A 13,641-nucleotide genomic window follows, 5' to 3' on the forward strand; every position below is an offset into this window, starting at 1 on the left:
GCGCGCGGGGCCCGCCCCCCCCCCCCGCCCCCCCGCCGCGGCCCGCCCCCCCCGCCCCCCGCCCCCGCGCCCCCCCCCCCCCCCCCCCCCCCCCCCCCCCCCCCCCCCCCCCCCCCCCCCCCCCCCCCCCCCCCCCCCCCCCCCCCCCCCCCCCCCCCCGGTGCGGTCCTCAGCCGCCGGCGCCCAGCCGCCGGCCCATGTGCTCGTGCACGGCCTGGATGCCCTGCAGCGGGCGCAGCATGACGCGGAACTCGACGATCCGCCCCGCCTCGTCGCAGCGGATGACGTCGACCCCGTTGACGTACCGGCCGTCGAGGTCGGTCTCGAACTCCAGCACCGCCGTGTCCCCGGAGAGCACCTGGCGCGTGTAGCGGAAGGCGCCGCCGGACCCGCCGACCAGCGTGGCGGCCGCGGCCTCCAGGTAGCGCGTCGTGACCTCCCGGCCGCGCTGCGGCGTGTACACGACCGGCGAGTGGAAGACGACGTCGTCGGCCAGCAGCTCGTCGAGGCCACCCGGGAGCTCGCCGGCCAGGTGCCGGTGCCAGCGGGCGACGACGTCCTCGATCACCGGTCCTCCCCGCCCCCGGACGGGGCCAGGCCCGCCCGCAGCTCGGCCAGGGCCGCCGCCAGGTCCACCCGCGGCGCCCATCCCCACGCCCGCGCCCGGTCGGCGCGCAGCCGGCCCGTCCACACCGGCTCGTCGGTCCACTCGGGCTCGACGCCCAGCGCGTCGGTCACGGTGCCGAGGTAGTCCCGCCACGTCGCGGGCTCCCCCGCCACGACCACCGGCGTCGCGGCCCCGACCACCGGGCCCCGCTCCGGGTCCTCCGCGGTCGCGACCGCGCCCACGGCGACGTCGGCGAGGAGGGCCGCCAGGTCGTCGACGTGCACCCACGCCCAGGTCTGCGCCGGGTTCGCCCGCCGGTCGCCGTCCCGGGCCGCGCGCGGGCGCCAGGTGTTCCACACCGACGTCGCGCCCGCGCCGAGGATCGCCGGGGGGCGGACCAGCACGACGGTGAGGCCGCCGACGCCGGCCAGCGCGCGGTCGGCGGCGTTCTTGGTGTCGGGGTACGCACCGCTGCCCTCGGGCAGCAGCGCGCTGTCCTCGGCGACGTCACCGACCCCGGGCGAGCGGTCGTAGACGCCGGCGGTCGAGACGTGCACCAGCCGCGCGACGCCCGCGTCGCGGGCGGCCCGGGCCAGCGTCTCGGTGCCCTCGACGCCGACCCGGTGCTGCTCCTGCCGGGGCGAGCCCATCGGGTGGACGGTCGTGACGACCGCGTCGGCGTCCCGGGTCGCGGCCCGGGCGACGTCGGGGTCGGTGGGGTCGCCCACGTGCTCGGTGACCCCGGGCAGCGGCGGGGCGCTCCCGGCCCGGCGGACGACGGCGCGCACCCGCGCCGAGCGCGCCGACAGCGCGCGGCACACGGCGCTGCCCACCAGTCCGTTGGCACCGGTCACGACGACGAGAGGCGGGTTCGGGTCCACGGACGTCGACCCTGCCTCCTCCCCCGCCGGCCCGCCACGTGTCGCCGCGCGCGGGCGCGGGCAGGAGGGCTGCCGTGCGCGTGCTGCTGGTGATGACCGACGCCGACTGGTACGAGGACGCCGGGTACGCGGCCGCCTGGGTGCGGGCGCTGGAGGAGCAGGGCGCGGAGGTGGAGCGGCTGGCCCGGGTCCCCGCCGGCTGGCCGGTCACCGGGCCGCCGGGCGGGCGCTACGACCTGGCGATCGCGCACGTGCTCGTCGAGGAGGTGGTCGCCTACGCGCCGACGTTCGCGCTGGCCAGCCTGCTCGAGGCCGCCGGGGTGCCGCTGCTCAACCCGGTCGCCTCCCTGGTCGCCTCCGGGGACAAGCTCGTCACCCACGCCGTCTGGGCCGCCGCCGGCATCCCGCAGCCGGCCACGTGGGACCTGGCCGGCGTCCGGGAGTGGCCGGCGCCCGGGCGGCCGATGGTGCTCAAGCCCGCGCTCGGCGACGGCGCCCGGTACGTCGAGCTGGTGCACGACCTGGCCGCGGCGCGCGCGGTCGAGGAGCGCTGGCGGGCCGACGAGGCCGCCGGGGGCCACCGCCGCGGGGCGTCGGTGCTGCAGGAGTGGGTCGAGGAGCCGGCCTGCGCGCGGCTCTACGCGACGCCGACCGCCGTCTCGCCGGTGTACGAGAAGTCGCGGGCCGACGGCGCGCTGGTCACCTCCGGCACCGTCTACCCGCGGGTGTACCCGGCGCCGCCGGAGATGGCGGCCCTGGCGCAGCGCATGGTCGCCGCGCTCGGGGGCGGGCTGATGGGCGTCGACGTGCTCGTCGGGCCGGGCGGGCGGCTGCTCGCGCTGGAGGCCAACGCCCCGTTCGGCTTCGACGTCACCGACCCCGAGCAGGGCCGCTGGGTGGCCCGCGCGGCCCTGGCCCGGGCGGAGCGGGCGGCGGCGCGGCGCACCGCCGCGTGAGCACGACGATCCCGGCCGCCCTCGACGAGGCGCTGCTGCCCGCCGGCGGCGAGCGGGAGCACGCCGCCGCCGCGCTGGCCGCCGTCCGCGCGTACGGGCCGGCCGCGCTCGCGGCGGACGTCGCCCGGGGCGTGCTCGGGCTCGGCATGTGCAACGGTCCGGCCGGCGAGCGGCGGCCGTTCCTCGTCGACCCGGTGCCGCGCGTGCTGCCGCGGGAGGAGTGGGCGCAGGTGGCCGCGGGGGTCGTGCAGCGGCTGCGGGCCCTGGAGGCGTTCGTGGCCGACGCGCACGGCCCGCGGGAGTCGGTCCGCGCCGGCGTCGTCCCCGCCGGGGTGGTGGACACCAGCCGATTCACCGCGCCGGGCCTGCCGCCACCCCGGCGCTGGATCGGGATGGCCGGGCCCGACCTGGTCCGGGGCGCGGACGGCCGGTTCGTCGTCCTGGAGGACAACGTGCGGACGCCGTCCCTGCTGGCCTACGCCCTGGCCGCGCGGGACCTGGTGGCCCCGCGGCTGGGCGTCCGGCCCGGGCCGGCGCCGGTGCGCGCGGTCGCCCGGGAGGCGATGCGGGCCATGCTGGCCGACGCCACCGACGTGGCCGACCCCGTGGTGGCCGTGCTCGGGGACGGGCCGCGCAGCTCGGTGGCCTGGGAGATCGACCGGTTCGGCGAGATGACCGGGGCGCCGGTGGTCCTGCCTCAGCAGCTGCGCACCCGCGGGAACGCGCTGCTGCTGCCCGACGGGCGCCGGGTGGACGTGCTCTGGCGGCGCACGAGCGAGGAGCGGCTGACCGGCGACGACGGCCTGTCCAACGAGCTGGGCGAGCTGCTGCTGCCCGCGCTGCGCGCCGGGACGGTGGCGGTGCTGAACGCCTTCGGCACCGGCGTCGCCGACGACAAGCGGACCTTCTGCCACGTCGAGGACCTGGTGCGCTTCTTCCTGGGCGAGGAGCCCCTGCTGCGCTCGCAGCCGGCCTACGACCTGGGCGACCCGGTGGTCCGCCGGGCGGCGCTGGCGCGGCTGCCCGAGCTGGTGCTCAAGCCGCGGTCGGGGTCGGGCGGGTGGGGCGTGCTCATCGGCCCGCGGGCCGACCTCCGGCAGCTGGAGCGGGCCCGCGCCGCCGTCCTCGCCGCGCCCGGGGAGTGGGTCGCGCAGGAGCCGGTGGCCCTGTCCACCCACCCCACGGTGGTGGACGGCGAGCTGGCGCCGCGTCACGTGGACTACCGCCCCTACGCGTTCTGCACCGACGCCGGCACCGTCGTGCTCCCCGGTGGCCTGACGCGGTTCTCCCGCGAGGCGGGCCAGCTGGTCGTGAACGCCTCCCAGGGCGGCGGCGGCAAGGACACCTGGGTGGTCGGCTGACCCCGGATTCAGGTGCCACGCGACCGGGTAGCGCGCCATCGTTCGCCGGGTCCGCCGGCGGCCGACGACGCGCGAGGAGACCCACCGCGATGACCACGCCGAACACCCAGGGCATGACGACCGCCGACGCCGCGACCGGGAGCCGCGACGTCAAGAGCCACGAGACGACGAGCTTCGCCGACCTCGGCAAGGAGATGTGGTCCTACCTCACCGGCAAGGGCGCCGCGATCGACTACGAGTTCGTCGACATGACCGTCGAGGTGCCCCGCGAGACCGGACCGGACGCGCCGCGCGCCGTCTGGAAGCTCGACGGCACCCTGCGCATCACGACCGCCGAGAACGCCCGTCGGGGATGACCGGCCCGCTCGGCCCCCTGTCCCTGTCCGGCGAGCTGTCGCTGGACGTGGACGGGGTCGGCGTGCAGGTGCACGCCGAGGGCGGCGACCTGCGGGTCGTCGCCGACGACGTCGGCAGGTTCGTGGCGCGGCTGCGGGAGGCGGCGACCGCGCGGTCGGGCGTCGCCCCGGGCCGGCGGGACCTCCGCGGGCTGGCCGCGGCGCTGGCCGGCCACGGCGTGACCGCGTACCTGCAGTCCCCCACCCGCACGGTCGCGGTGGCCGGCGCCGGCGTGGACTCCGCGGCCGGAGGCCTGCTGCTGGGCACGCGCCTCGTGCAGCCCCGCGCCGCGGCGGTGGTGCTCGCCGCCCGCCGCGGCCGATCGCTGCTGCTGGTGGCCGCCGCCGTGGCGGCCCTGGTGGCGCTGCTGGGGCGCCGCCGGCGCTGAGCACCGGGCGGGTGCGGCGGGCCGGCCGCACCCGCCCGGTCCACCCGGCGGAGGGGGCCCTCAGTCCGTGGACGCGACCCGCTCCACGGCGAGGCGGTCGGCGAACAGCGGCGGCAGGTACCGCAGCATCAGCGCCGACCACACCACGTGGGTCAGCACCGGCGCCTGGATGCCGCCGGTGATCCGGCGCTGCTGCGCGAACAGCAGCCCCATCGGCACGCTGGCCAGCACCAGCGCCGGGTTGCGGGTGGCCGTGGTGGCCAGCCCGTAGACCGCGGTGGAGACGAGCACCGGCCGCCGGGTGCCGGCCGCGGCGTACAGCGCGCCGCGGAAGAACACCTCCTCGGCCACGCCGTTGGCCAGCGTGGTGGTGGCGACCAGCGGGGCCGAGCCCTGGTCGGCGTAGCGCAGGACCGCCCCGATGGCCCGGTCCAGCACCGGGATCCGGCGGGCGACGAGCGCCGCGGCGTAGAACACCCCGAACGCGCCCGCCCCCGACAGCACCGGCGTCAGCACGGGGCGGCGCAGCCGGTCCCCCCGGCCGAACATCCGGCCCAGGTGCAGCGGACCCGACGCCAGCCCGCCCGCGACCCAGGTGCCGGCCACCCCCAGGGTCAGCCCGTAGAAGCGCGGCGAGCCCGGCGGCGTCGACAGCGACACCCCCAGCAGGGCGGCGCCGGTCACCGCGACCGCCCCGGTCACCCGCCGGCGGCGGCGGAAGGCGGCGTCGCTCTCCCAGTGGTCGCGCGGCACGCTGCGCAGCAGCGGCCCGGCCACCCGCTGCACCGCCGCACGCAGGGCGGGGACGGCGGAACGGCGGCTCACCGGCGTGCTCCCCGGGCCAGCCAGCCCCCGCGCCGCTGGCGGTCCCGCCGACGCCGCTCCCGCGCCCGCTCGACGAGGGCCGTCATCACCATCTCGTCGTAGTCCATCGGCTCGAGGGGGACCACGCCACGGATGGCGTCGTCGGTCACCACCACCTCGTTGCTCATCGAGTCGATGAGGGAGCGGCCGGTCGTCACGTCGATGTCGGTGACCAGCGACAGCCAGCGCGAGGACAGCCGCGGGGTGAGCAGCGGGACCGGGACGACGAACAGGTGCCGGTTCTGGATGTCGGCGACCCGGGTCAGCATCTGCAGGTAGGTGAGCACCTCGGGACCGCCCACCTCGAACACGCGGCCGGCGGCCTCCGGCGCCTCCAGGACGCCGACCAGGTAGGCGACGACGTCGGCGACCGCGATCGGCTGCGTGCGCGTGTGCACCCAGCGCGGGGTCACCATCGCCGGCAGGTGCGCGACCAGCTGGCGGGTCATCTCCCACGACACGCCGCCGTGGCCGACGACGATGCCGGCCCGCAGCACGGTGACCGGCACCCCGGTCGCGCCGAGCAGCCGCTCCACCTCGCGCCGGCTGCGCAGGTGCCGCGACAGCCGGTCGCCGTCGCGGCCGAGGCCGCCGAGGTAGACGATCCGCCCGAGGCCGGCCGCCGCGGCGGCGCGGGCGAAGGCCCGGGCGGCGTCGGCGTCCTTGCGCTCGAAGTCGGCGTCGCCGAGGGAGTGCACCAGGTAGTACGCGGCATCGCAGCCGTCGAGCGCCGCGCGCAGCGACGCCTCGTCGCCGACGTCGCCGGCGACCGGGGTGCCGGCCCCCCGGTAGCCGTCCGGCCGCCGGGTCATGGCCCGCACGTCGTGCCCGGCCCCGTCGAGGGCGGTGGCCAGGCGCCCGCCGACGAACCCCGACGCGCCGGTGACCAGGACCCTCACCGGCGGTCCCCGCGGACGACCCCGGCCGCCGCGGCGTCCGGCCGGAGCGGCGACGCCCCGCCGCCCTCCCGGGTCCGGCCCCGCGCGAGCGTCTCGTCGGTCATGCGGTCCTGCCTCTCGGTCCGGGTGCGGTGGCGACGAGGCCCGTCCGGCACCCGGCCGGCCAGGTCGCCGTCGAGGAGGCTGGGCGGGACGGGCCACGTGCCGGGCACGACGCGGTTGTGCCCGACACGGCCAGGGCGAAACGACCCCGCCACCCGTCCCCCCGTCGTCACCGGCGGGGAGGTGCGGGTGCGGCCGCCCCGCCCGGCCGGCTCAGAACAGGGCCTCGCCGGCGGGCAGGAAGGCCGACCAGCGCGCCGAGGGGCCCGTTCCATCGGAGGTGACGACGACGACCGTGCCGTCGGCGCGCACGACGGGGTCGGGCAGCAGCTCGCTCCACGGGCGGCTGCCGCGCACGGTGCTGCCCCCGGTCAGCAGCTCCTCGACGTCGGCGGCCAGGGCCTGCGCGTCGGACTCCGAGGCGGCCGAGTACGCCAGCACCACGTGCCCGGAGCCGTCCCAGGCGAAGCCGATGCCGGCGGCCTCGTAGGTCAGCTCACTGCCGGCGGGTCGCCGGAGCATCTGCGCCGACAGCACGTCCTCCCCGTCGAGCGCGGTCGCGACGGCGGCGAGGTCGGCGTCGTCGGCCAGGCTGTCCCCGCCCTGCGTGGCGGCGACGAGGGCGGCGATCCCGTCGTCGTCGCGGGCCAGCAACAGCGTCTGCTCGTCCGGCAGCCCGAGCCGTCCGGCGCTGCCGGTCGCCGACAGCGCGGTGGGCCGCTGCAGGTCGTTCTCGAGGTCGTCGAGCCAGCTCAGCACCCGGACGCCGTCGACGTCCTCCTCGGTCACCTCGTCCCCCACGGGACCCGAACCGGTCGCCTCGGCGATCGCGTCGGGGTCGAAGTCACCCCGGGCCGCCGACACGGTGCGCGGCGGGGTCCCGGCGGAGACGTCGGCGGCGACCTGCCCGACGGCGAACCCGAACTGCTCCTCGACCGGCTGCACGGCCACGGTGTCCAGGGACAGCAGGTCGCTGGCGCGCACCAGGCCACCCTGCTCGGTGGTGAGCGGGACGAGGTACCCGCCCACCAGCTCCTCGACCGGGGTCCCGGCCGGCGGGGCGTCGACGCCGTAGGCCTGCGCGGCCGCGTGCCAGCGGCTGACGGTGACGACGCCGAGCTCGTCGTCGCCCATCGGCGGGAGCAGCCCGAGCATCGCCGCGACCGAGTCGACCGGGTCGCCCGCCGCCGAGGTCGGCGCCGCCGGGGACCCCGAGGCGCCCGCTCCCGGCGTCCCGCTCCCGGTGGTGGTCGAGCTGCAGGCCGGGACGAGGAGCAGGAGACCGGCCAGCGGGCCGGCGAGGCGGCCGGTGACGGCGGGGCGGCGAGCGGTACGGGAGCGCGGGCACATGGCGGGCGAGGGTACGGCCCGGCGGCCCCGCGGACAGCGGTCCGCGCCGTCCGGGGTTGTGGGCCACGCCACACCCTCGTTACGGTTCCTGTCACTCTGAGTGACCGTCGACGTCCCCGGTGCGGGCGTGGACCGGGCCGGGGCCCGGCCCCAGGGAGGACTCCCCCATGGCGTTCTACCGGCAGGTTGGCGAGGTCCCGCCCAAGCGGCACACCCAGTTCCGCCGCCCCGACGGCGGCCTGTACTCCGAGGAGCTCGTCGGCGAGGAGGGCTTCTCGTCGGACTCCGCGCTGCTGTACCACCGCGGCATCCCGTCGGCGATCGTGGACGCCCGGCCCTGGGAGCTGCCCGACCAGTCGCTGACGTCCAACGAGCCGCTGCTCCCCCGGCACCTGCGGCTGCACGACTTGTTCCCCGGCGAGGAGCACCGGGCCACCGACGCGGTCACGGGACGGCGGCTGGTGCTGGGCAACGGCGACGTCCGCATCTCCTACGCCGTCTCGTCGCTGGCCAGCCCGTACTACCGCAACGCCACCGGCGACGAGTGCGTCTACGTCGAGCGCGGCAACGCCACCGTCGAGACCGCGTTCGGGGCACTGCACGTCGGGCAGGGCGACTTCGTCGTCCTCCCCCGGACCGTCGTCCACCGCTGGGTGCCCACCGGCGACGAGCCGCTGCGCACCTACACCGTCGAGGCCGCCAGCCACGTCGCCCCGCCGCGGCGGTACCTGTCGCGCTACGGGCAGTTCCTCGAGCACGCCCCCTACTGCGAGCGCGACCTGCGCGGCCCGGCCGGCCCGCTGCTGGCCGACGGCACCGACGTCGAGGTGTACGTCAAGCACCGCGGCCCCGGCGGGCCCGCGGGGACGGTGCACGTGCACGCCACGCACCCGTTCGACGTCGTCGGCTGGGACGGCTGCCTGTACCCCTACGCCTTCGACGTCGCCGACTTCGAGCCGATCACCGGCCGCGTCCACCAGCCCCCGCCGGTGCACCAGGTGTTCGAGGGCGCCGGCTTCGTGATCTGCGCCTTCGTCCCGCGGAAGGTCGACTACCACCCGCTGGCCGTGCCGGTGCCCTACTACCACTCCAACGTCGACAGCGACGAGGTCATGTTCTACGTGGACGGCGACTACGAGGCCCGCCGCGGCTCGGGCATCGGGCGGGGCTCGGTCTCGCTGCACCCCGGCGGCCACGCGCACGGCCCGCAGCCCGGCGCGGTGGAGAACAGCCTGGGCGCCGAGTCCTTCGACGAGCTCGCCGTCATGGTCGACACCTTCCGGCCGCTGGAGCTCGGCGAGGCCGGCACCGCCGCCGACGACGGCCGCTACGCCTGGAGCTGGGCCGGTCGCGGCCCCGCGTCGTGAGCGCGGTGCCGGACGGCGGCGCGACGACCTGGCTGGACCTCCCCGCCGGCACCGGGTTCGGCCCGGGCAACCTGCCCCTCGGCGTGTTCTCCACGCCGGGCACGGGGCCGCGCACGGGCGTGGCGATCGGCGACCGGGTGCTCGACCTGGCCGCCGCCACCGGCGACGGCGTGCACGCCACCGGGTCGCTCAACGCGTTCCTGGCCCGCGGCCCGCGCGCGTGGGCCGCGCTGCGCGCGGAGCTGACCGGCCGGCTCGCCGACGAGGCCCACCGCGACCGCGTCGAGCCGCACCTGGTCCGGCGGTCGGAGGTGACGATGCACCTGCCGGTGGAGGTCGCCGACTACGTCGACTTCTACAGCTCCCGCCACCACGCGGAGAACCTCGGCCGCATCCTGCGCCCCGGCTCGGCGCCGCTGACCCCGAACTGGGAGCACCTGCCCATCGGCTACCACGGGCGCGCCGGCACGGTGCGGGTGTCGGGCACCCCCGTCGTCCGCCCGAACGGGCAGCGCCGGGCCGACGCCGGCGGGCCGCCGACCGTGGGCCCGTCGCAGCGGCTGGACTTCGAGGCCGAGGTCGGGTTCGTCGTCGGGGCGCCGTCCCGCCCGGGCCGGCCCGTGCCGCTGGGCGACCTGCCCGAGCACGTGTTCGGCGTCTGCCTGGTCGACGACTGGTCCGCCCGCGACCTGCAGGCCTGGGAGTACGTGCCGCTGGGCCCGTTCCTCGGCAAGTCGTTCCTCACCTCGGTGTCGCCGTGGGTGGTGCCGCTGGCCGCGCTGGAGGCCGCCCGCGTCGCGCCGCCGCGCGACACCCCGCTGCTGCCGTACCTGGACGACACCGGGCACCCCTGGGGGCTGGACATCACCCTGGAGGTCCGGCTCAACGGCCACCTGGTCAGCCGGCCGCCCGCCGGGCTGCTGCACTGGACCGCCGCCCAGCAGCTGGCGCACACGACCGTGAACGGCGCGCACCTGCGCACCGGGGACCTGTTCGCCTCCGGCACCGTGTCCGGTCCCGCCGCCGACCAGCGCGGCTCGCTGATGGAGCTGTCCTGGGGCGGCCGCGAGCCGCTGGTCCTGCCCGACGGCAGCACCCGCGGCTTCCTGGCGGACGGCGACGAGGTCACGATCACCGGCACCGCACCCGGCCGGTCCGGCGGCCGGATCTCCCTCGGCGAGGTGACCGGCCGCGTCGTCCCGGCACCGGACCTGCCGACGCCGGCCGGGCCGCGCAGGATGGAGGCACCGACGTCGCGCAGGGAGGGCCGCCCGTGAGCACCGAGGACCCCGCCGCGGTGGTCAGCCGCTTCCCCGTCGCCGACCCGGCCGGGCTGCCCGCCGACCTGGCCGCGCGGTACGCCGACGTCCAGGAGCGCTCCGGGTTCCTGCCCAACGTGTTCGCGGCGCTGGCCTGGCGGCCCGCCGAGGCCCGGGCGTTCCTCGCGCTGCACGACGCGCTGATGGACAGGGACACCCCGGGGTTGTCCACGGGCGACCGCGAGCTGGTCGTCGTCGCCACCAGCGCCGCCAACGACTGCGCGTACTGCGTCGTCGCGCACTCGGCGATCGCGCGCATCCGCACCCGGGACCCGGTGCTGGCCGACCTCGTGGCCGTCGACTGGCGCAAGGCGCCGCTGTCCGAGCGCATGCACGCCGTCCTGGACGTCGCCGTGCGGCTGGCCACCGACCCGGCCGCGGTCCCCGCGGCCGACCTGGACCGGCTGCGCGACCACGGCCTCACCGACGACGACGTGTGGGACGTCGGCGCGATCACCTCGTTCTTCGCCTACTCCAACCGGCTGGCGCACTTCGCGGCGATCCCGCCCAACCGCGAGTTCCACCTGATGGGCCGGGTGCCCCGCGAGCGCTGAGCGGCCGCGCCCCCGGACCCGGCACCGGCCCGCCCGACCCGCTGCGGGCCGGCCACGGGGTGGTGCTGGATGCTACGAGCCGGCCGCGGGTCCCCCGCGGGCCAGAGGGCGGGTCCGTGCGACGACGGAGGAGGTCCGGGTGACCGGGATGGGCGCGACGGCCGGCGACGGGACCGGGCGCGGGGTGTTCGCCGACCTGCTGGACCTGGAGCGGACCGCGGAGACGTCCTTCTGCGCCGCCGGGCACGGCCGGACGGGCAGCGACCGGGCCTTCGGCGGCGCCGCCATCGCCCAGTCGCTGCTGGCGGCGGCGCGGACCGTGGGGCCCGAGCGGCCGGTGCACTCCCTGCACGCCCACTTCCTGCGGTCGGCCGACGCCACCGCGTCCACGGTCTTCGACGTCGACCGGGTCCGCGACGGCGGCAGCTACACCACGCGGGGCGTGACCGCCGCGCAGGACCACGGCGTGGTGCTGCGCCTGACGGCGTCGTTCCACGCGCCCGAGCAGGGCCTGGAGCACCAGGTGCCGGTGCTCGACGCCCCCGGCCCGGAGGACTCCCCGGGCTGGGAGGAGGCCGGGGCCGAGGCCACCGGCGCGGTGCGCACCTGGTTCCAGACGCTGGCCCGCCGGCACCCCCTCGAGGTGCGCTTCGCCGCGCCGCTGCCCCGGCTGGCGGCCGGCCGCGGGGAGAGCGCGCCGCCGCGGCAGCAGCTGTGGATGCGGTCCCGCGAGCCGCTGCCCGAGGACGGCGTCGTGCACAGCTGCGTGCTGGCCTACGCCACGGACGTGCTGCTGCTGTCCACGACGCTCGCGCCGCACGCCACGATGATCGGCGCCCCGGGCGTGTCCGCCGCCAGCCTCGACCACGCGGTCTGGTTCCACCGGCCGGTCCGCGCCGACGAGTGGCTGTTCTTCGACCAGGAGAGCCCGTGGGCCGCCGGTGGCCGCGCGCTCGGCCGGACGCACGTGTTCGACCGGTCCGGCCGGCTGGTCGCCACGGTGGTGCAGGAGGGCATGATCCGCCGCCGTCCCGTCGTCGGCTGATCCGCCGGCCCGCGGGTGCGCTCAGCCCGCCGGCCGCGCGGCGGGGGCGAGATGGGCGAGGAACCAGTTCCGGGTCAGGCCGGCGACGGCCCCGAGGGCACCGGGCTCCTCGAACAGGTGCGTGGCCCCCGGCACCACCGCCAGCCGGTGCTCGCAGCGCAACCGGGCCGCCGCGCGCGCGTTGAGCGCGAGCACGGCGCCGTCCCGGCCCCCGACCACGAGCAGCGTCGGGGCCCGGACCAGTGCCAGCCGCGCGCCGGCCAGGTCCGGCCGTCCCCCGCGGGACACGACGGCGGCCACCCCGGCGTCCGGCTCCGCGGCGGCCCAGATCGCGGCCGCGGCGCCCGTGCTGGCGCCGAACCAGCCCTGCGGCAGGTGCCGGGTCACCGGCTGCGCGCGCACCCAGGACGCGGCCGCGCCCAGCCGGCCGGCGAGCAGGGCGACGTCGAACACCCGGCCGCGGTCGCCCTCCTCCGCGGGGGTGAGGAGGTCCAGGAGCAGCGTGGCCAGGCCGGCGTCGCGCAGCACCGCCGCGACCCGCTGGTTGCGCGGGCTGTGCCGGCTGCTGCCGCTGCCGTGGGCGAACACCACCGCCCCGACCGCGTCCGGCGGGACGGTGAGCCGGCCGGGCAGCCGCGCCGTCCCGCACCCGACCTCCACCTCCTCGTCGTGCGCCGCCGCCGGCCCGAGCTGCGGAGCCGGCCCGGGCGGGGGCCGGCGGGCCGCCTCGTCGAGCACCCCGACGACCCGGTCGTCCTCGACGGGGCGGAAGTCGGCGTAGACCTGCCCGACGGCGGCCAGTCCCGGGGGCGCGACCGCGACGGCCAGCTCGTCGACCTCCGGGCGCAGCACCTCCGCGGTCCGCGGCGAGCAGACCGGTGTCGCGAGCACCAGCCGGGCGGCGCCACGGGCCCGGGCCACCCGGCAGGCGGCGCGGGCGGTCGCGCCGGTGGCGATGCCGTCGTCGACCACGACGACCGTGCGGCCGCGCAGCGGGACCGGCGGCCGGTCCCCGCGGAACGCCCGTGCCCGCCGCTGCACCTCGGCGCGCTCCCGCCGCTCGGCGGCCGCCAGGACGGCCCGGTCCACGGCGGCGGCCCGGAGCACGTCCTCGTTGACCACCAGGACGCCGTCCTCGCCGACGGCCCCCATCGCCAGCTCCGGCTGGCCCGGCACGCCGAGCTTGCGGACGACGAGGACGTCCAGCGGCGCCGCGAGGGCGCGCGCGACCTCGGCCGCCACGGGCACCCCGCCCCGGGGCAGGCCGAGGACCACCACGTCCTCCCCGCGCAGGTGCCCGAGCCGCCGGGCCAGCTCGCGGCCGGCGACGGTCCGGTCCGGGAACCGCGTCATGCCGCGATGGTCGCGAGGCCGGGACCGGAGTGTCAGGGGCGCAGGGCCCCGGGCGTCAGGGCCGTCCGGCCGCCCACCCCCGACACACCCCACGCCGCCCCCGCCCCGCCCCGGCCCGCCCCGCCCAGGCGCCGTTGGGGCAGTCGGGGGGGGGGGGGGGGGGTGGCGCCGGGGTGGGCGCGTTGGGGGGGGGGGCGGG

At 78.4% G+C, this 13,641-nt stretch carries 14 protein-coding genes; 8 read left to right on the forward strand and 6 right to left on the reverse strand.

Going from position 1 to position 13,641, the window contains the following annotated elements:
• Positions 1 to 169 precede the first annotated feature (169 nt).
• Both ACI781_RS18665 and ACI781_RS18670 read right to left on the reverse strand, forming a co-directional pair.
• Complete coding sequence (locus ACI781_RS18665) at positions 170 to 568, reverse strand: nuclear transport factor 2 family protein (RefSeq protein WP_456567630.1); 399 nt, start codon at positions 566 to 568, stop codon at positions 170 to 172.
• Complete coding sequence (locus ACI781_RS18670) at positions 565 to 1,488, reverse strand: NAD-dependent epimerase/dehydratase family protein (RefSeq protein ID WP_456567631.1); 924 nt, start codon at positions 1,486 to 1,488, stop codon at positions 565 to 567. The genes ACI781_RS18665 and ACI781_RS18670 overlap by 4 nt, the downstream gene beginning before the upstream one ends.
• 74 nt (positions 1,489 to 1,562) lie before the next feature.
• Between ACI781_RS18670 and ACI781_RS18675 the strand changes: the two genes are divergently transcribed.
• The 4 genes from ACI781_RS18675 to ACI781_RS18690 all read left to right on the forward strand — a co-directional run bounded on the left by ACI781_RS18675 (position 1,563) and on the right by ACI781_RS18690 (position 4,589).
• Entirely contained in the window at positions 1,563 to 2,444 is an 882-nt protein-coding gene (locus ACI781_RS18675) for an ATP-grasp domain-containing protein (RefSeq protein ID WP_456567632.1), read from the forward strand.
• Positions 2,441 to 3,805, forward strand: coding sequence for a circularly permuted type 2 ATP-grasp protein (locus ACI781_RS18680; protein WP_456567633.1), 1,365 nt, complete (start codon positions 2,441 to 2,443; stop codon positions 3,803 to 3,805). Before ACI781_RS18675 ends, ACI781_RS18680 begins: the two co-directional genes overlap by 4 nt.
• Before the next feature lie 89 nt (positions 3,806 to 3,894).
• Positions 3,895 to 4,161 carry a hypothetical protein gene (locus ACI781_RS18685; RefSeq protein ID WP_456567634.1) on the forward strand — a complete coding sequence of 89 codons (267 nt, stop codon included), beginning with the start codon at positions 3,895 to 3,897 and terminating at the stop codon, positions 4,159 to 4,161.
• Positions 4,158 to 4,589, forward strand: coding sequence for a hypothetical protein (locus ACI781_RS18690; protein ID WP_456567635.1), 432 nt, complete (start codon positions 4,158 to 4,160; stop codon positions 4,587 to 4,589). The genes ACI781_RS18685 and ACI781_RS18690 overlap by 4 nt, the downstream gene beginning before the upstream one ends.
• A 60-nt stretch (positions 4,590 to 4,649) precedes the next feature.
• Here ACI781_RS18690 and ACI781_RS18695 read toward each other — a convergent pair whose 3' ends face one another.
• The 3 genes from ACI781_RS18695 to ACI781_RS18705 form a co-directional block, all read right to left on the reverse strand.
• Positions 4,650 to 5,414 carry a CPBP family intramembrane glutamic endopeptidase gene (locus ACI781_RS18695; protein WP_456567636.1) on the reverse strand — a complete coding sequence of 255 codons (765 nt, stop codon included), beginning with the start codon at positions 5,412 to 5,414 and terminating at the stop codon, positions 4,650 to 4,652.
• Positions 5,411 to 6,352 carry an NAD(P)H-binding protein gene (locus tag ACI781_RS18700; protein WP_456567637.1) on the reverse strand — a complete coding sequence of 314 codons (942 nt, stop codon included), beginning with the start codon at positions 6,350 to 6,352 and terminating at the stop codon, positions 5,411 to 5,413. The genes ACI781_RS18695 and ACI781_RS18700 overlap by 4 nt, the downstream gene beginning before the upstream one ends.
• Before the next feature lie 315 nt (positions 6,353 to 6,667).
• A complete protein-coding gene (locus ACI781_RS18705; RefSeq protein WP_456567638.1) occupies positions 6,668 to 7,804 on the reverse strand; it encodes a hypothetical protein in 1,137 nt (378 codons plus the stop codon).
• 167 nt (positions 7,805 to 7,971) lie between these two features.
• Between ACI781_RS18705 and ACI781_RS18710 the strand changes: the two genes are divergently transcribed.
• The 4 genes from ACI781_RS18710 to ACI781_RS18725 all read left to right on the forward strand — a co-directional run bounded on the left by ACI781_RS18710 (position 7,972) and on the right by ACI781_RS18725 (position 12,089).
• A complete protein-coding gene (locus tag ACI781_RS18710; RefSeq protein ID WP_456567639.1) occupies positions 7,972 to 9,171 on the forward strand; it encodes a homogentisate 1,2-dioxygenase in 1,200 nt (399 codons plus the stop codon).
• Positions 9,168 to 10,448, forward strand: coding sequence for a fumarylacetoacetase (gene fahA / locus ACI781_RS18715; RefSeq protein WP_456567640.1), 1,281 nt, complete (start codon positions 9,168 to 9,170; stop codon positions 10,446 to 10,448). Before ACI781_RS18710 ends, fahA begins: the two co-directional genes overlap by 4 nt.
• Positions 10,445 to 11,044, forward strand: coding sequence for a peroxidase-related enzyme (locus ACI781_RS18720; RefSeq protein WP_456567641.1), 600 nt, complete (start codon positions 10,445 to 10,447; stop codon positions 11,042 to 11,044). Before fahA ends, ACI781_RS18720 begins: the two co-directional genes overlap by 4 nt.
• 148 nt (positions 11,045 to 11,192) lie before the next feature.
• Positions 11,193 to 12,089 carry an acyl-CoA thioesterase gene (locus tag ACI781_RS18725; protein ID WP_456567643.1) on the forward strand — a complete coding sequence of 299 codons (897 nt, stop codon included), beginning with the start codon at positions 11,193 to 11,195 and terminating at the stop codon, positions 12,087 to 12,089.
• 21 nt (positions 12,090 to 12,110) lie between these two features.
• On the opposite strand, the gene ACI781_RS18730 is transcribed toward ACI781_RS18725, so the two are convergent.
• Positions 12,111 to 13,442, reverse strand: coding sequence for a phosphoribosyltransferase family protein (locus ACI781_RS18730; protein ID WP_456567642.1), 1,332 nt, complete (start codon positions 13,440 to 13,442; stop codon positions 12,111 to 12,113).
• Between the last annotated feature and the right edge of the window lie 199 nt (positions 13,443 to 13,641).

The sequence above is a fragment of the Blastococcus sp. SYSU D00695 genome (genome assembly GCF_054050555.1).

What these genes read in the sequence shown, in the direction of transcription:
- ACI781_RS18685 (WP_456567634.1), top strand. Translation starts at nt 3,895, where the DNA reads ATGACCACGCCGAACACCCAGGGCATGACGACCGCCGACGCCGCGACC.
- ACI781_RS18730 (WP_456567642.1), bottom strand. Translation starts at nt 13,442, where the DNA reads ATGACGCGGTTCCCGGACCGGACCGTCGCCGGCCGCGAGCTGGCCCGG.
- ACI781_RS18725 (WP_456567643.1), top strand. Translation starts at nt 11,193, where the DNA reads ATGGGCGCGACGGCCGGCGACGGGACCGGGCGCGGGGTGTTCGCCGAC.
- ACI781_RS18690 (WP_456567635.1), top strand. Translation starts at nt 4,158, where the DNA reads ATGACCGGCCCGCTCGGCCCCCTGTCCCTGTCCGGCGAGCTGTCGCTG.
- ACI781_RS18705 (WP_456567638.1), bottom strand. Translation starts at nt 7,804, where the DNA reads ATGTGCCCGCGCTCCCGTACCGCTCGCCGCCCCGCCGTCACCGGCCGC.
- ACI781_RS18710 (WP_456567639.1), top strand. Translation starts at nt 7,972, where the DNA reads ATGGCGTTCTACCGGCAGGTTGGCGAGGTCCCGCCCAAGCGGCACACC.